The following is a 17,852-nucleotide window of genomic DNA, read 5'->3' on the forward strand; positions in this document are numbered from 1 at the left end:
ATTATTACTGATGCCTGTATGGTCGGCAGCCCTACCAATGCCTGAACAGCTCGAAGCCGAACTTGATTCCGAAGCCTTCGTATTTGAAGTTGCGGTTGGCCAAGAACAGTCCTGTGGAGAACCAACGGGTGGTGAAGCCGTATCCCAGCTCCGTATAAGGGTGCAGATGAGTTACGAACAAGGTGCTGGCATATATCCGTTCTTTTTCTACGAAATGACCAACCAGCGGTATCCGGGTAGTGAACAGCAAGGGAGTTTCGTAGGTAACGTTGGCCCTCACGTAGTAACGTGAAGAGTTGTACCAGTCGTGTTTCAGCAATTCAAATTCCCCGCTCCAGTCATCATTCCATCCTCCGGGGATGTTGTTCTCCCTGAAATTGGAGTAATCAAGAAAGTACGTGGCATTAGATTTCATGGTGTAGAAGCCTGCACCCAGTCTGAAAGAGAGGAAACGGAGGCGGTTCAGGTTGTGTATATACTGTCCGTCGAATTCCCAACGCTCGTAAGCCATGGTGCTTCCGAACAATCCCTTGATGCTTCTCTCATAGTCTGCCGCTATTACCGGGCCGTTCCAGCCGAGCGGCCTGTACTGCAGTTCCAGATAAGGAGCAACCGAGATGTACGACGAGTTCAGGCCAGCAGCCCGGTAGAAGTGCTTGTCTACGGCCGAGCGACGGTGCGCTATCAGGCCGAATTCGAAGCCGAACTTGTCCGAGATGTTGAAGTTATTAACCACTGTTACGCTGAAGTCCTTGAAGTAACCGCTCTTTTCTCCCGGCTGCAACGAGTCTCCCAGTATGTCCATTGCCTTTTGTTGGATTTCTCCATTGCTAATCCAGTTGCCGTTACTGATTTCAACTTTCAGAAAGGCTCCGCGCTTTTTGTTATAGTAAAATTCTATAGGAAACCTATAATAGAACTGCTTCTGCTTGAACGAATAGCCTGATTTGAAGCGGGCGTAGAGCTGGGTGTTGTCATTGAAGTTATACGAACTCCGCACGTCGAACTTGTAATAAAAGCCGCGCCGTTTGCTATATCCCATGTAGAGGGGGTTGAAAAGCGGATTGATACGGAACAATCCCTGGTTGTTGGGGCCGTAGTTGGTTTGTATCTTGTTAAGCAGCCGGTCGCCTATCATGTCCCACATCACGCGTTTGGTCCAGCTTTCCTTCTTGGCGTTCATGATGGTTGTGTCCTTGGTAACGATGGGGCGGTAATATTCCTGATAGAGTGCGGCTTCGTCGCGGTTCAGCGGCTTGGGGCGGACTTGTGCCATGGTGCGCAGGTCCTCGAGGTTGCGTATGGAGTCGTTGATAGTCGACGGCAACCGGTAATAGGCATCGTAACTGGCGGTAATCTTGTTTCCAACGAAGTCGAACTGCGACCTCAGGCGGCAGCTGGTGGGGAGCAGCGAGAGCTGGCCGTCTGTTCCCATCGTAAAAGAGAGGTGAAACTTCACCATGTCGTATTCTCCTTCCAGATGTCCACTGATGATGCGCCCCGTCTCGTAGTCAACTACGGCAGAGCCCGAAACCAGCTGCGTGTTGTCAAACCGGGGCGAGAAGCCTACTTCTGCCGTGCCGTTGAGCATGAAAAGTACCGAGTATTTGTAGTAAGGGCTGTTGATACGGTTGAATGGCGACAGCAGATAGTCCTCGATGATGGTTTCCTGATAGATGTTGGGCGTCAGGTATTTCAGCATGGTGGGCATCGTCTTCTTGTGGTGCGGAACCGTTGTCAGCACCACCATGGTGTGCGTCTCGGGTTTGTCCAGCCCTTTCATGGTGACTTTGCTGAACAACTCGCCCACGTATTTCCTGCGAGGCCCGTGGGCAATTCGGTACATCGTGGGCACGGGCAGCAGAAACAGATTGCGCCTTTTTACGTCGATGAAGAATTTGGTATAGGCGTAGGTAGCTGCCGAATCAAGGCGTGTGGTGTCTATGGTATGCCTGTAGTTCCAGATGCGCGCAAGCATCATGCTGTCGGGTCTGACATCATTTGCGGCCGTGCATTTCAGTGTGGCGAGCATGAAAAGAAGGCATTCCGTTATGTATTTCACGCTTTTCATAGCTGCAAAGATAGCAAATATATTCCGCTTTGGTAAACAAAGCGGCAGGATTTAGCACGAAAAAACCTCACGAAAGTTCATTCGTGAGGTTTTGTTTCCTGCTGTTAGCGGAGTGGGGTTAGCCCAGATACTTCATGAGAATCTTGGCATTGCCGCTGTCTCTCAGCTTGGCAATGCTCTTTTCGCGTATCTGGCGCACGCGTTCACGTGTCAGTCCCAGCTGGTCGCCTATCTCTTCGAGGCCTTTCTCGTGGCAGCCTATGCCGAAGCACTCGCGTATAATGGTTATCTCGCGGTCCTTGAGTACCTTGTTGAGCACCTGGTTCAGTTCCAGCGCCATGCTCTCATGGTCTACCTGGCGGTCGGTTCTGCTGTCGTCGCCGCTGGGCATCACGTCGAGCATACAGTTGTCCTCGCCGTCCTGGAAGGGGGCGTCGATGCTCACGTGGTGGCCGTCGGCCATGAGGCTTTGGCCTATTTTCTCCTCGTCTATATTCGTGGCGTCCGACAGTTCGGATACCGACGGATGTCTTTGGTTTTCCTGTTCGAACTTGTTAATCTCGTGGTTGATTTTGTTCAGCGAGCCAACCTGGTTCAGCGGCAGGCGCACAATGCGGCTCTGCTCTGCTATTGCTTGGAGAATACTCTGGCGAATCCACCACACTGCATACGAGATGAACTTGAAGCCGCGCGTCTCGTCAAACTTCTGCGCAGCCTTTATCAAGCCTATGTTTCCTTCGTCTATCAAGTCTGTAAGCGTGAGTCCTTGGTGTTGGTATTGTTTGGCTACAGATACGACGAAACGCAGATTGGCCGTAACGAGCTTGTCCTTGGCCCGTTCACCCTCCGGACCGCCTTTCTTGATCTTTTGAGCTAATTCTATCTCTTCATCAATCGAAATGAGCGGAGCACGTCCAATTTCCACGAGGTACTTGTCCAGCGCCTCGCTCGAACGGTTGGTAATACTTTTTTGGATTTTTAATTGTCTCATCTTATCTACCTTAACTTTCTAATTTCCTGATAATCAGTTGCTTAAATGAAACGCAGCCGTAAAACTCTGCAAAGTTACAAAAAATATTGCAAAGTTGTGTCATTGCGGGCGATTATTTTGTTATAAAAATACTTAAAACGCAGCCACCGGGACCCCGTGCCGTCATCACCGCCTGTTTGACAGGGCCGTAGGAGCGGTAGTTTCCGATAAATCTGCCATCATGTTTGCGTGCTGATACGCATCAGTTTTGTAAAGAAACAGTCAGCTGAGTCCGCCTGGTGTGGTGTGCCGCAGGTGCAGGTTCGGGTAAAAAGGCAGTCCATGCGGGTACCGGAACACATTGCTCCGAGGCGCAAAAGATATCCTTCGGGAACTTTCGACAAGTGTCGCACATGAATTCGACACTTGTCACACAATCGTGCGACACTTGTCGAAAGTTCCCGAAGAATACTGATGGAATTGCCGAAGCATCTGTATGTCACTCACCGTACATACCTTCAGAAGCCCTTACTTTCATTTATTTTAAACTAATACTTCAATATTAGTGTTTAAATATTTGGTTTAATGTATTTTATATATTTGTATTTATCTGTCTGTTATATTATTGGGAAGTGCCGGATTTGTCAATTTTCCTAATCGGGAAAAGCTTCTGGGAAGAAGAAATGTTTCACTAATTGGTTTGCTCAATCCACGGATTATTTCTATATTTGCATAATTTTAAAAACTTACACCGATGGAAATTGTATTGGCCGTTATAGCATTGGTGGCAGGCATCGTTATTGGTTATCTGCTCGCCCGCAGCAAGAGTGGCGAGCAGGTAGGGAGCGTTGCCGCCCAGCGCGATGTGCTGCAAAGTAAATTGGACGGACTGCAGGAGCAGTTGAAAGAGACAAGAGACAAGGCTGCGCAGGATTTGCTGAATGCTCGCGGGCAGGCAGCTGATGCGCAGCACGAGCTGAAAAACGACTACGAGCAGCAGCTGGCCAAGGCCGAGACGCTGCGGGAAAAACAGCTGGCAGAGATGAAGGATAGTTACGAAAAGCAGCTTGCCGCCATCAAAGAGCAGCACCGGGAGCAGATGCTGCAGCAATCGGCCCTTATCAAGGAGCAGATAAAAACCTCGTCGGAAGAAATTCTGAAACAGCGTTCGGATGAATTGTCGGCCACTAATCGCGAGCAGTTGTCGGCTATTTTGAACCCTTTGCACGAGAACTTAAAGCAAATGAAGGAAGCCGTTGAGAAAAGCGACCGCCAGCAAACCACGACCATGGAGCGCCTGGATGCCTCTATCAAGGAAAACCTGCGGCAGGCACAGGAGGTTGGCGAACGAGCTGACAAGCTGGCCAAGGCCCTGACGGGCGAGAACAAGACGCAAGGCAGCTTCGGTGAATTCAATCTCCGAGAGAAGCTCTTGGCTATGGGGCTGGAAGAAGGCGTACAGTTTGAGGAGCAGGTTACGCTGAAGGACAATCAGGAAAACATCGTTCGCGAAGAGGAGAGGGGCAAGGCCATGATACCTGACGTGGTGCTTCACTTCCCCGATAACCGTGATGTGGTTATCGACTCCAAGGTTTCGCTCACGGCCTATGCCGACTATTACAACGCCGATACCGACGAACAGCGTGAACAGGCCTTAAAACGCCACATTGCATCTGTGCGCAGCCACGTGAAGGAATTGGCCCGGAAGAATTACAGCAACTATATACGCGACGGGCATCAGAAACTCGATTTCGTGTTTATGTACGTGTATCCGGAGAGTGCCTTGCAGCTGGCCTTGAGCAATGACCCACGCCTGTGGAAGGACGCTTACCAGGAAGGAGTCGTCATATCGGGCAGTCAGAACCTGTACATGATGCTGCGGGTGCTGGCGCTGACGTGGAAGCAGGTGCGCCAGGTGGAGAACCAGCAGAACATTATCGATGCGGCCAACATGATAGTAGACCGCGTTCAGGTGTTTTATGAGCGGTTTCTGAATGTGGATGAGCAACTTCGCAAAACCACCGATGCCTTCGAAGACATGAAGCATTCGACTGCCTCAAACGGCAAGAGTATCATCACGGCAGCCAACAAACTCATCAAGTACGGCGCTCAACAGAACCCCAAACGCAAGCGGAAACTGCCCGATGTGGAGGATGAGGCCCAAGAGGAAATAGAAGACAAGCAATAGTTGGCGGGCTCCGGAGCAAGATGTTGCAGCGCGGGTTGTTTTGTTCGGAAATACAAGCCTGTAAAGGCTTTTGTCCGGCCCGGCTGCCCATATCTTAAAAAAACGTATATTATTTGTTGAGTTTAGACTTTTTTAGTATCTTTGCACGCTATAATAAAGAGGTGGTTTCCCTGCCTTTCAGGCTGCCTGCAATGCTGCCAAGCGAAACGGGTCTGATGAGTGGGGATGCCTGCATTGAATTATGTAACCATATAGAAATAAGATAAACGAATTATGAAGGCTAAGAAATTTGCCGAACACAATGGTTTGAACCTGACCGAAACAAACAAAGAAGTATTAGCAGAGTGGGAGAAGAACGGCGTTTTCCATCGTAGCATTGACGAGCGAGAGGGAAATCCGCAGTATATATTCTTCGAAGGACCTCCCTCTGCCAATGGCCATCCGGGCATTCACCACGTTCTGGCCCGCAGCATCAAGGATACATTCAACCGATATAAAACCATGAAGGGCTTCCAGGTAAAGCGTAAAGCTGGCTGGGATACCCATGGACTTCCCGTTGAACTGAGCGTAGAGAAAGAGCTTGGTATCACCAAAAAGGATATAGACAACAAAGCATCAGAGAAGTATATCTCGGTTGAGGACTACAACCGCAAGTGCAGGGAGAACGTAATGATGTACACGCAGGAATGGCGCCAGCTGACAGAAGAGATGGGCTATTTCGTCGATTTGGACAATCCCTACATCACTTACGACAACAAGTACATAGAAACAATCTGGTGGCTGCTCAAGCAGATTTACAACAAGGGGCTGCTCTACAAAGGCTATACCATCCAGCCTTACTCGCCGGCAGCAGGTACGGGCTTGTCGAGTCATGAGCTGAACCAGCCCGGATGTTATCGCGACGTAAAGGATACTACCGTTACGGCGCAGTTCCTGATAACCGACCCAAAGGCAGAGTGGATGCAATGGGGCAAGCCCTATTTTGTGGCATGGACCACGACGCCTTGGACTTTGCCCTCTAACGTGGCGCTGTGCGTGGGGCCAAAGATTGACTATGTAGCCGTACAGACTTATAACGGCTACGATGCAGAGCCCATTACCATCATCATGGCAGAGGCTCGCGTAAACGCATATCTGAAACCCGAAGGCGAAATAACTGACGGGGGAGAACTGCCCGAGTACCAGCATGGCGACAAATATGTTCCTTATAAGATTGTAGGACATTACAAGGGGACCGACCTCGTAGGCCTCCACTACCGGCAGCTCATGCCCTGGGTTAAGCCTACAGAGAAAACGGGCGAGTACGCTCCCGGGTTTGTGAACGACTATGCAGCACAGCATCCCGACAAGGTTTTTGTGGGTGAAGACGGCCGCGACTCGTTTGTCGAAATGAGCGAGGAGGCTTTCCGCGTCATTGCAGGCGACTATGTAACGACCGAAGACGGTACGGGCATTGTGCATATTGCCCCTACGTTTGGTGCCGATGATGCCAAAGTAGCCAAGGATGCCAACGTTCCTGGTCTTTATCTGATATCAAAGAAGGGCGAAACCCGCCCCATGGTAGACTTGCAGGGCAAGTACTATGTGATGGACGAGCTGGACAGCAACTTCCTTGAAAAGAGCGTAGATGCGAAATCTTATGGTCATCATGCCGGCGATTACGTGAAAAATGCTTATGCGCCCGAATTTAACCAGAACGGTGTCTGGGACAAGAAAGCCTCCGACAAGGCAGAAGACCTGAACATCGTGCTGTGCATGGAGATGAAGCAGGAGGGCACGGCATTCCGCATAGAGAAGCATGTGCACAACTATCCGCATTGCTGGCGTACCGACAAGCCTATTCTCTATTATCCGCTCGACAGCTGGTTCATCAAGGATACAGCCTGCAAGGAGCGCATGGTTGAGCTTAACAAGACCATCAACTGGCAACCCGAGTCGACAGGAACAGGCCGTTTCGGCAACTGGCTCGAGAACCTCAACGACTGGAACCTTTCCCGTTCCCGTTTCTGGGGGACACCACTCCCCATCTGGCGCGACGACAATCGTAATGAGAAATGTATAGGCAGCGTAGAGGAACTCTATCAGGAGATAGAGAAAGCCGTGTCGGCAGGTGTCATGAATAACAATCCGCTGAAGGATGCCGGTTTCGTGATAGGAGATTATTCCAAAGAGAACTATGACAAGATAGACCTCCATCGCCCGTATATAGATTATATCGTACTGGTTAATGACGAAGGTAAGCCAATGTACAGGGAAGCAGATTTGATTGACGTGTGGTTCGATTCGGGCTCTATGCCTTATGCGCAGCTCCATTATCCGTTTGAAGGCGAAATCAATGCCGAGGCATTGAAGGCTACGGGTAAGAGCGAAGCCGCATACCGCGATGAGCTGGTTCACAGTTCGTATGAGGGCACCCCGGTTCCTCCTGCATTCTTCCCGGCCGACTTCATCAACGAGGGAGTAGACCAGACGCGTGGCTGGTTCTTCACACTCCACGCCATTGCCACCATGGTATTTGACTCGGTAGCCTTTAAGAATGTGATTTCTTCGGGGCTTGTGCTTGATGCCAAGGGCAATAAAATGAGCAAGCACGTGGGCAATGTGGTCAATCCGTTTGAGATGATAGATAAATATGGTGCCGATGCTGTTCGCTTCTACATGATGACCAACAGCGAGCCGTGGGATAATCTCAAATTCGATCCGGAAGGAGTGGATGAGGTTCGGCGCAAATTCTTCGGCACCTTGTATAATACATACAGCTTCTTTGCCCTCTATGCCAATGTTGACGGCTACGAGCCAACCAAGGAGACCACTCCTATGTCTGGTGCTTTGGAGATTGACCGTTGGATAGTGTCGAAGCTCAACTCGCTTATCAAAGACGTTGAACGTGAGCTTGACGGCTATGACCCCACCCGTGCTGGCCGACTGATAGATAACTTCGTTAACGAGGATCTCAGCAACTGGTATGTACGTTTGAACCGTAAGCGCTTCTGGGGCAAAGAGATGAGCGATGATAAGCTCATGGCTTACAATACGCTCTACCAATGTTTGATGACCGTCAGCAAGTTGTTGGCTCCGTTTGCACCATTCTATGCCGACCAGTTATATCATGACCTGGGCGGCGAGAAGGCAAGTGTGCATTTGGATTATTATCCCGTTGCCGATGAAAATCTGATAGACAAAGAGCTTGAGGCGCGTATGGATATGGCGCAGAAGATAACGAGCATGACGCTGGCTCTCCGCCGGAAAGTCAACATCAAGGTGCGCCAGCCGCTGCAGCAAATCATGATTCCGGCAACCGATGAGGAACAGAAGAAACACATTGAAGCTGTAAAAGACTTGATAAAGAACGAAGTCAATGTCAAAGAACTGAACTTTGTGGAAGGCCAAGGTGTGCTTGTGAAGAAAGTAAAGTGCAACTTTCGCGTGATGGGCAAGAAGTATGGCAAGCTGATGAAAGCTGTTGCTGCCAGAATGGATGCCTTGAGCCAAGAGGAAATTGCTTTGCTGGAAACTACCGGCAGCTACTCAATGGAGCTCGAAGGACAGGCGATTACGATTGATGCCGCCGATGTTGAGATTATCAGCGAGGATATTCCCGGGTGGCTTGTAAGTAACGAAGGCAACCTGACAGTGGCTTTGGAAGTGGAACTCACCGATGATTTAAGGAACGAAGGTATGGCCCGCGAACTTATCAACCGTATTCAGAACCTTCGCAAGGAGGCAGGCTTTGAAATCACCGACCGTATTCGGGTAATGGTAGCACCACAGGCACAGACGGATGCGGCCATCAGTTCCTACGGAGAGTATATCAAGAGCCAGACGCTTGCAGACACGCTTACCGTTGAAGCTAACGATGGCAACGAGGTTGAGTTTGATGATTTCAAGCTGAATATATTCGTGGCCAAGGATTGATCAATTACTTAAACACAATAGATATTGATGGAAAAGAAGACACGCTATAGCGATGAAGAGCTGGATGAGTTTCGCGCTATCATAGAAGAAAAGTTGGTGTTGGCCCGCCGCAGTTACAAAGAACTGATGGATCAGCTGATGCATAACAACTCTAACGACGTTGTTGACACTTCGCCCACCTACAAGGCTTTGGAGGAGGGCAGCGATGCCCAGACCAAGGAAGAACTTGTTACCATGGCCCAGCGTCAGCAGAAGTTTATCCAAGGACTTGAGGCTGCGCTGCTGCGAATACAGAACAAGACCTACGGCATTGACCGTATAACGGGTGAGTTAATACCCAAGGAGCGTCTGCGGGCAGTGCCGCATGCAACCTTGAGCGTGGCGTCCAAGAATGCACGCAAGAAGTAGAAGATGAAGAAATCTATAAGAATATTGTCGGACGGACGTCTGTCGGTTCTCCTTATAGTGGCAATCCTGATAATCGATCAGATTATCAAGATTGCCGTTAAAAGCAACATGTACTTGGGTGAATCTATCCACGTAACCGATTGGTTTTACATAGACTTTATTGAGAACAGTGGTATGGCGTACGGAATGACCTTTGTTAACAAGCTCTTCTTGAGTATTGTCCGCCTCGCGGCAATATGTGTGATAGGCTGGTACATTCACAAACAGGTCAAATCTCATGCCCGTACCCGTTACATTGTGCTGTTGTCAATGGTCTTGGCAGGTGCTGCCGGCAATATGTTCGACTCTATTTTTTATGGTTTAACCTTTTCGGCATCCACTCCGTACAGCGTGGCCACAGTCGTTCCTTTTGGCGAAGGATACGCCGGTTTCCTTACCGGAAAGGTTGTAGACATGTTCTATTTTCCGTTGATAGTGACTACCTGGCCCGATTGGGTGCCAATATGGGGCGGACAGGACTTCATCTTCTTTTCTCCTATCTTTAATTTTGCTGATGCCTGTATCAGTGTGGGTATGGTATTGCTGCTTATTTTCTGTCGAAAAGATCTGGAAACAATCAGTTTCAAAAAATCGACATCAGAGCAACGCAATGACGCGGAGGAGAAATGAACAAACCAAAGGCTTTTATTCATCTGCTGCTTGTCTTGGCAGTATCAGCCATCGTGTTTACATCCTGTAAGCCGACAGTACCTGATGAATACCTGCAACCAGGCGAGCTGGAAGATGTGCTGTACGATTATCACATTGCTCTTGCCATGTCTAACTCCACAGCTGTACAGAATGCGAATCAGCAGACTTATATTGCTGGAGTGTTGAAGAAGCATGGCATCACACAGCAGGAGTTCGACGAATCCATGCAATACTACAGCCGCCATACCGACAGATTATATAAGATTTACAACAGCCTGACAGAGCGACTGCAGGACGAAGCCGAATCAATGGGTGCCTCGGCATCCGATTTAAACAAGTATGGCGTTTTGTCGGCATCAGGCGATACGGCCAATATCTGGACCGGTGCCCGTTCCATGGTTTTACTTACAAAGGCACCGTTCAACCAGTCGGGCTTCACGATTAAAGGCGATACGGCTTTCCACAAGGGCGATGCGTTGATGATGAACTTCGATGCCGACTTTATCTATCAGAACGGTGCGCGCGATGGCATTGCCGTGCTGGCCATGACACTTTCCAACGACAGCGTAGCGTCAACTAACATCCGCCTGACTTCGACTAACCATTACTCCGTTCGGTTGAATGACTTCGGCCGTATAGGAATAAAGAACATAAAAGGCTTCTTCTTGCTGAATAAAGGGCAGTCGGCCGACATAACGACGTCTACCTTGCAGCTGATGTTCGTCAGCAATATTCAGTTGGTAAGGATGCACGAGTCAAAGGAAGAGGCCGCCCGCAGGGATTCACTGAACAGAATAGAGGAAACCCGAGCCAATCAGCAGGCTCCAGTTTCTGCCGATACGCGGAATGAGGGAATGGCACGCCGTCCGGCGTCTTCCGTAAGAGCACGGCCGGTTCCCCCGGTTGCCGAAATCTCTGCCCCGGAAAGAAAGTCTCTGCCTGCTCCGCGCAGGAGTCTGGTAAAGTGAGTACAACTTAAACGTAACAGCATTGCATTTATTAGTAAACCTTCTGTTGGCCATTATTTCGTATGGTTCCCCCGTTCATTATGAGATTGCGCTTGCCGGCAACTTCGGCGAGCCGCGTCCCAACCATTTCCATGGCGGCTCAGATGTAAAGACGGGCGGGGTAGAAGGCAAGCCGATATTCTCCATCGGCGACGGCTATGTCTCCAATGTTACCATTGGTATCGGGGGATATGGCAACGCCGTATATGTTCATCATCCCGAAGGTTATACATCAGTGTATTGCCATCTCAAGAAGTTCTCTCCCCAGATAACGGCCATGGTGAACAAAATCCGGTATGAACGCAAGCGGGCCCGTGGTGATTTCAAATTCCGTCCTACTGACATCCCGATAGCCCGAGGCCAGCTGATAGCAGTCAGTGGAAACACGGGCAGCTCACAGGCTCCGCATCTTCATCTCGAAATACACGAAACCCGCACCTGGAAGATGATGGACCCACTGGAGTTTATCGGCGGCCATGTAACAGACGGGTTGAAGCCTATGGGGCACGCTTTCATGGCTTATCCCGTACCGGGCGAAGGCGTCTTTATGGGTAGCTCCGCCAAGACAAACTACAACTTCACATCCCATAACCTCACTCGTAAGTTCGTTGCATGGGGCAAGGTGGGTTTCGGAATCTGGGCCAATGATTACATGGAAATTACCTACAACCGCTATGGAGTCCGGAAAACGGAACTGCTGGTTGACGGCAAGCCCGTTTTCAGAAGCGATGTAAACGGCATTCCGCCTGCCATGAACATGATGGTAAACTCTTGGGGCGACTATGAACACTTCCTGCGTTACAACGTGTGGTACATGAAATCCTTTGTTCTGCCAGGCAACAAGCTCCCTATCCTTTGGGCCGACGGCAACCGCGGCATCGTAAATTTTACGGAGGAGCGCGATTACCGTTTCACTTATCGCCTCATGGATTTTAAAGGCAACGTCAGCGAATATACCTTTACCGTTACGGGCAAGAAAGTTCCCATTCGCATTCCCGCATCCCGTCATAGCCCCCTCCGTTACATTTCCTATAGCAAGTGCAACAACTTCCAGCTACCGGGCATGTCGCTGTTTATTCCGTCCGGGCAGGTGGAAGACGATATTTACCTGTCTCCCGTCATCAAGCATCAGCCGGGCAAGCTGAGCGATGCCTATCGGATGATGAGCGGTTCCTATCCTTTGTTCAGCTACTGCAAGATAACGCTGCGTCTCAACAAGCCCGTTGCAAATCCCCAAAAACTGTATGTTGTGAGCCATTGGGGCAGCGACAGGTATATGGGCGGGCAGGTTACATCCACCAAGCAAGGCATCTGGGTAACCGGAAAGGCACGAGAGATGGGCGCAACCTATGAACTCGCCTACGACGACCAGCCACCGCTCATTCATCCCGTCAGCATAGGCAACGAGCTCACTGTAGGCTTGTCAGATTCTGGCAGCGGGGTAGACGACTACGAGGCGTATGTCGACGGGCAGTTTGTCCTCTTCGAAGAAGTGCCTAAGAGCCCGTGGGTGCGATGCCGCCTGGCAGATACGCCCATTCACAAGACGGGCAAAACCCACCGTCTGGTATTCAAGGCATGGGACAGCCGACGTAACACAAGAACCTATACAACAACTTTCAAATACTAATAAGCACAATGAGGAAACTGTTTCTGTCAGCTCTGATGCTGGTCTCAACAATCGCCGCACAGGCTTGTACAAACTTTATCGTGGGAAAGAAAGCCAGTGCCGACGGCTCTGTCATCTGTTCCTATAATGCCGACAACTATGGTCTGTTCATCGGACTTTGCCACTATCCCGCCGCTACTCACGCCAAGAACGACCGGCGGGAGATATACGACTGGGACACCAAGGTATATCACGGCAGCATACCCGAGGCCGCGCAGACTTACAATGTCATTGGCAATATCAACGAATACGAGGTTACGATAGGCGAGACTACCTACGGGGGCCGCGAAGAAATGATAGACCCCAAGGGTACCATCGATTATGGTTCGCTCATTTACATTGCGCTGCAGCGCTCCAGAACGGCGCGTGAGGCCATTCAGGTCATGGCAACCCTGACCAACACCTACGGGTACAACAGCGAGGGTGAGACCTTTACGATATGCGATCCCAACGAGGCTTGGATGATGGAAATGCAAGGCAAGGGCCCCGGTAGCAACGGAACCGTGTGGGTTGCAGTGAGGATTCCCGACAATGCCATAGCAGGGCATGCCAACCAGAGCAGGATAGGGAAGTTTGACATGAAGGACAAGCAGAACGTTCTCTACTCCAAGGACGTGGTGAAGTTTGCCCGCAGCAAGGGCTGGTTTACGGGTAAAGACGCCGACTTCAACTGGAAGATGGCCTACGCCAAGCCTGATTTCTCCGGCCGTCGTTTCTGCGACGCCCGCGTGTGGAGCTTCTTCCGCCATTTCGACGAAAAGTTCGACCGGTACCTACCGTGGGCTCTGGGCAAGGATCCCAATGCCGAGGACATGCCGCTCTACATCATTCCCAACCGCAAGGTAAGCGTGCGTGACATCATGACTTGCATGCGCGACCACTATGAAGGCACCCCCTTGGCCACCGATGGTGAAGATATTGGCGGCGGTATCTGGGAGATGCCCTATCGTCCCACCCCGTTGTCCTACAAGGTAGGCGACAAGGAATATTTCTGCGAACGGCCTACCAGCACCCAGCAGACAGGTTTCAGCTATGTAGCCCAGATGCGTTCGTGGCTGCCCAGAGAGATAGGAGGTGTGCTGTGGTTCGGCAACGACGACGGCAACATGGTGGCCTACACGCCTGTTTATTGTGGCAATACCACCCAGCCCGAATGTTACAACACTCCGGGAGTTGATGGCCTGACTTTCTCGGACAGGAATGCTTACTGGGTGTGCAACTGGGTTAGCAACATGGTTTACCCGCGCTACAGCCAGATGTTCGGCTCACTGAAGGAAGTGCGCGACAGCTTGGAGAATGATTATTTTGCCCGTCAGCAGGCCATTGAGGCCAAGGCACAAGGGCTCTACCAGTCGGACAAGGCTGCAGCCCTGCGCTACTTAAACGAGTATAGCAACGAGAAAGCGCAGCAGATGCTTGCCCGCTGGAAGTCGCTCGCCACTTATCTGATAGTAAAATACAACGACATGGTTGTAAAACCGGAAAAGAATGGCGTGTTTGTCCGAACAGAAACCGGTCTCGGAGCTACGGTGGAGCGGCAAGGGTTTCCCGCTAAGTTCCGCAAGAAAGTGGCCGAAACCACCGGCGACAAGTTCGTTGCCCCTCAAAAATAAACGCTATGGCTCTGTACGGTATCATCGTAATCTTGGCAATAGTGGCCGTTTACGTCTTCTTCTACCGCAGGGAGGAGAAGGCGCGGAAGCTGCAGTCCGAAGCCGAACAACGCAAGCGGCAGAGAGAAAAAGCTGAGGCAGAGAAACGGCTGCAGACCGACTTGGATACCATTAATACCTACCGCAAACAGGACGGAAAGCAACCTTTCGAACAATATCCATACTTTAATCCCGCATATTTCGGCCAGAAGGACATCAGCTTGGATGTTCTGCCCGGCTTCTGTCAGTATCCAATGGCCGGCATGTTCTACCGCAACATGCCCTTGTCGGTCATAGGGCGCTTCAATGGCTGCGCACAGGCACTGGAGCAGGATAACTTTGAGAAATATCCCATCGGCGTTTACAACGGTAAAGGACTGCTGATAGGTTACCTGCCCAAGAAGCAGAAGGAACTGTACCAGTTCGTCCGCCAGCACGGCGGCAAGGTTCCGGCGTATGGCTTCCTGGCTTTTGGCATGGGTGCAACCCGCTGGTATGGGCAGGTGTGTGTAGCGGTGACCGAGCAGGCAGCCACTTCGGTCCCGCCGTTATTCCAAGAAGATTATTACTACGGGAAGACGTTACGCGAGCTGGCTGATGCGGATTAGCCGTCAGCAGTGTGTGGAAGGCGTGCAATATATTCGGAATTGCACGCCTTTTGTTTGCTCTCTGCTCGTTCCAAAAGCATGCCGTTCGGGTGCAATAGCTATGCTTCAGGAACTTTTGACAAATGTCACACATGAATTCGACACTTGTCGCACGATTGTGCGACACTTGTCGAAAGTTCGTGACATCAAAAGAAAGCACCTTGGAATGAAGCGCACGGACCCCCGGAAGCAGGAAGATAGCGATGTGTGTTTGTGCTTATCAGCGAGAGAGTGGGAGGGTAACAGATGCGGTGGTGGCAACAGACAGGGTGCAATCGGGTGCAGGCGCGGGCTTGCCAACAGGCAGTTGACCCTCTGCGTGGTAACAACGAAAAACCCCGGAAGTTAAATGAATAACTTCCGGGGTTCGTCTTTTTCAGATTGCAATGTCTTGTTTGGAATCTATGTTTTTAGTTTGCTTCCTTCATGTTGCCCTCTATATAGAGGCGTGTCATTTCGGTAACGCCGTTCGTGCGAATGGTGATACTCTTCTTAAAATGACCCGGAAACTTGCCCTTACCATTGTAAGTAACCTTTATCTGCCCTTTCTGTCCGGGCTGGATGGGGGCCTTCGTGTAAGAAGGAACGGTGCAGCCGCAGCTTGCCACGGCCTGGTTGATAATGAGGGGAGCGCTGCCCACGTTGGTAAACGTGAAGACGGTTTCCTGCTTGGGAGTAGCTTCGCTGAAGGTTCCGAAGTCGTGTGTGACTTTGTCAAATTTGATTTCTGCCTGCTTTTGCTGTGCAGAGATGGTGATACATGCTACCAGCATGATCACGATGGAGATTATCTTTTTCATCTTCTATTCCTTTCTGAACTTGCTGGTGCAAAGTTAATAAAAGTTGTTATAGCTGCTGTGTTTACGTTCGTATTTTATATATTATTAACCCCGGGACAGCTTCGGTGTTGGCGCTGCCTGTAACGGCAAAAACACCATACCGGCGTTGGTTCCGCTGCTTGCAGCGAGTGGCGTCGGTATGATACTTTTGGGAGATTGCCGGTTAGATAAGGTATTGCGAGGATATGCTCTCGTTCTTCACTACGCGCCGTATAGTTTCGGCAAACATATCGGCCACGGAGAGCTGCTTAACCTTTGAGCAGCGGTTGGTGTAGGGGATGGAATCGGTGAAAACTATCTCCTCCAAGCACGAGTCCTGCACGCGTTCGGAAGCTGGACCGCTCATTACGCAATGCGATGCGAGTGCCCGTACGCTCACGGCCCCGGCTTCTTTCATGATGTTGGCAGCCTTGGTGATAGTGCCGGCCGTATCTACCATGTCGTCAACCAGAATGACATTCTTGCCTTTCACATCGCCGATTATCTGCATGCTCTCTACTTCGTTGGCCCGTGCACGTGTCTTGTTGCACAGCACCAGCGGGCATCCCAGGTACTTGGCGTAGGTGTTGGCACGCTTTGATCCGCCAACATCGGGCGAGGCAATTACCAAATCCTTCAGCTTGAGGCTCTGTACATAGGGCAGCAGTACGCCGGAGGCATAGAGATGGTCGACAGGAACATTGAAGAAGCCTTGTATCTGGTCGGCGTGGAGATCCATGGTGATGAGCCGGTCGATGCCGGCGCAGCTCAGCAGATCGGCTACGAGCTTGGCCCCTATGCTCACTCTCGGCTTGTCCTTGCGGTCTTGGCGAGCCCATCCGAAGTAGGGGATTACAGCAATGATGTGGCGAGCCGAAGCGCGCTTGGCGGCATCAATCATCAGCAAAAGCTCCATCAGGTTGTCGGAATTTGGGAAGGTGCTCTGTACGAGAAATACGTTCTTGCCGCGAATGGACTCCTCGTAAGATACGGCGAATTCACCATCCGAGAATCTGGTAACAACCAGATTGCCAAGTGGACAACCTAAACTTGCGCAGATTTTTTCTGCAAGGTATCTCGTGTTTGTTCCTGAGAATACCAAAAAAGAGTTATTTTCACTCATTTCGTGTAGCGTTTATAATTTATAGAAGTTTAATCTGTTGTTGGTCAACCGGCAGCTTTACGCAGACGGGTAAAATGGGTAACTATCTTCCTGAAGTCGGTTTCGCTGTGAACGTCGAACCTCTCCCACAAGTCTCCACACACCACGACACCGCCAAAACCAAGCGACCGCATGATGCTCATGTTCTCCGGTGTGATGCCGCCCAGGGCGTATGTCTTCTTGTTTATCATGCCGGCGGCAGCGGCCTCTTCGAGCTGCGGGATGGTGAAAGTTGCCGTTTCCTCTTTCGTTTCTATGCAGTCGAAGATGTTTTTCAGAAACACATAGTCTGCCTGCTTTCGCATCTCTTTGAGTTTGAACAAGTCAGTGCAGGTGCGGCCTATGCGGCCTCTGTATCCTTCAGGTGCAATCTGGTTGGGCGTGTCCAAATGAATGCCTGCCAAATGATAGCTTTGGGTGAGTTGAAAATGGTCGTGGAGCGTTATCTTCCTGTGGTGTTCAACTGGCAATAAGGACAACAGCCGCTCAGAAAAAATGGAGGAAGTGCCGGGCTTGTACAGGTGTAGATTATCCATTCCCTCATCGAAGAGTGCGGCAAGAACTTTGTCTTCTTCCACGAAGAATGTAGATTTTGTCAGTATAACAAGCTTCATCTTACATCTGTTACTTTTACTTTGCAAATGTAAGAATTTTC

Annotated in this window: 13 protein-coding genes; 8 read left to right on the top strand and 5 right to left on the bottom strand. The window is 50.5% G+C overall.

Annotation, left to right across the window (positions count from 1 at the left end; genetic code table 11):
* Positions 1–31: 31 nt before the first annotated feature.
* On the bottom strand, positions 32–2,071 hold the full coding sequence (locus BMW31_RS07400; RefSeq protein WP_091823394.1) for a DUF5686 family protein: 2,040 nt from the start codon (positions 2,069–2,071) through the stop codon (positions 32–34).
* 118 nt (positions 2,072–2,189) lie between these two features.
* Positions 2,190–3,062, bottom strand: coding sequence for a sigma-70 family RNA polymerase sigma factor (locus BMW31_RS07405; RefSeq protein ID WP_091823397.1), 873 nt, complete (start codon positions 3,060–3,062; stop codon positions 2,190–2,192).
* Positions 3,063–3,795: 733 nt separating this feature from the next.
* Here BMW31_RS07405 and rmuC point away from each other — a divergent pair.
* The 8 genes from rmuC to BMW31_RS07445 all read left to right on the top strand — a co-directional run bounded on the left by rmuC (position 3,796) and on the right by BMW31_RS07445 (position 15,178).
* On the top strand, positions 3,796–5,229 hold the full coding sequence (rmuC, locus tag BMW31_RS07410) for a DNA recombination protein RmuC (RefSeq protein WP_091823400.1): 1,434 nt from the start codon (positions 3,796–3,798) through the stop codon (positions 5,227–5,229).
* Positions 5,230–5,502: 273 nt separating this feature from the next.
* Positions 5,503–9,144: an isoleucine--tRNA ligase gene (gene ileS / locus BMW31_RS07415; protein WP_091823403.1), complete on the top strand. Its 3,642-nt coding sequence runs from the start codon at positions 5,503–5,505 to the stop codon at positions 9,142–9,144.
* A gap of 27 nt (positions 9,145–9,171) precedes the next feature.
* On the top strand, positions 9,172–9,552 hold the full coding sequence (locus BMW31_RS07420; protein ID WP_091823406.1) for a TraR/DksA family transcriptional regulator: 381 nt from the start codon (positions 9,172–9,174) through the stop codon (positions 9,550–9,552).
* Positions 9,553–9,555: 3 nt separating this feature from the next.
* On the top strand, positions 9,556–10,221 hold the full coding sequence (locus BMW31_RS07425; protein WP_091823409.1) for a lipoprotein signal peptidase: 666 nt from the start codon (positions 9,556–9,558) through the stop codon (positions 10,219–10,221).
* Positions 10,218–11,210 (top strand): DUF4296 domain-containing protein, encoded by a 993-nt coding sequence (locus tag BMW31_RS07430; protein WP_091823412.1) that lies wholly within the window; start codon positions 10,218–10,220, stop codon positions 11,208–11,210. The genes BMW31_RS07425 and BMW31_RS07430 overlap by 4 nt, the downstream gene beginning before the upstream one ends.
* Before the next feature lie 22 nt (positions 11,211–11,232).
* Positions 11,233–12,879 carry a M23 family metallopeptidase gene (locus tag BMW31_RS07435; protein ID WP_091823415.1) on the top strand — a complete coding sequence of 549 codons (1,647 nt, stop codon included), beginning with the start codon at positions 11,233–11,235 and terminating at the stop codon, positions 12,877–12,879.
* Positions 12,880–12,887: 8 nt separating this feature from the next.
* Entirely contained in the window at positions 12,888–14,531 is a 1,644-nt protein-coding gene (locus BMW31_RS07440; RefSeq protein ID WP_091823419.1) for a dipeptidase, read from the top strand.
* A gap of 5 nt (positions 14,532–14,536) precedes the next feature.
* Positions 14,537–15,178, top strand: coding sequence for a hypothetical protein (locus tag BMW31_RS07445; protein WP_091823422.1), 642 nt, complete (start codon positions 14,537–14,539; stop codon positions 15,176–15,178).
* 449 nt (positions 15,179–15,627) lie between these two features.
* Here the strand turns inward: BMW31_RS07445 and BMW31_RS07450 are convergent, their stop codons facing one another.
* The 3 genes from BMW31_RS07450 to BMW31_RS07460 form a co-directional block, all read right to left on the bottom strand.
* Positions 15,628–16,017: a DUF1573 domain-containing protein gene (locus tag BMW31_RS07450; protein WP_091823425.1), complete on the bottom strand. Its 390-nt coding sequence runs from the start codon at positions 16,015–16,017 to the stop codon at positions 15,628–15,630.
* Positions 16,018–16,219: 202 nt separating this feature from the next.
* Entirely contained in the window at positions 16,220–17,158 is a 939-nt protein-coding gene (locus BMW31_RS07455) for a ribose-phosphate pyrophosphokinase (protein WP_091823428.1), read from the bottom strand.
* A 44-nt stretch (positions 17,159–17,202) separates the two neighbouring features.
* Positions 17,203–17,811 (bottom strand): thiamine phosphate synthase, encoded by a 609-nt coding sequence (locus tag BMW31_RS07460; RefSeq protein ID WP_091823431.1) that lies wholly within the window; start codon positions 17,809–17,811, stop codon positions 17,203–17,205.
* Between the last annotated feature and the right edge of the window lie 41 nt (positions 17,812–17,852).

The sequence above is a fragment of the Prevotella sp. kh1p2 genome (genome assembly GCF_900111525.1).
In the GTDB taxonomy this organism is placed as follows: Bacteria; Bacteroidota; Bacteroidia; order Bacteroidales; family Bacteroidaceae; genus Prevotella.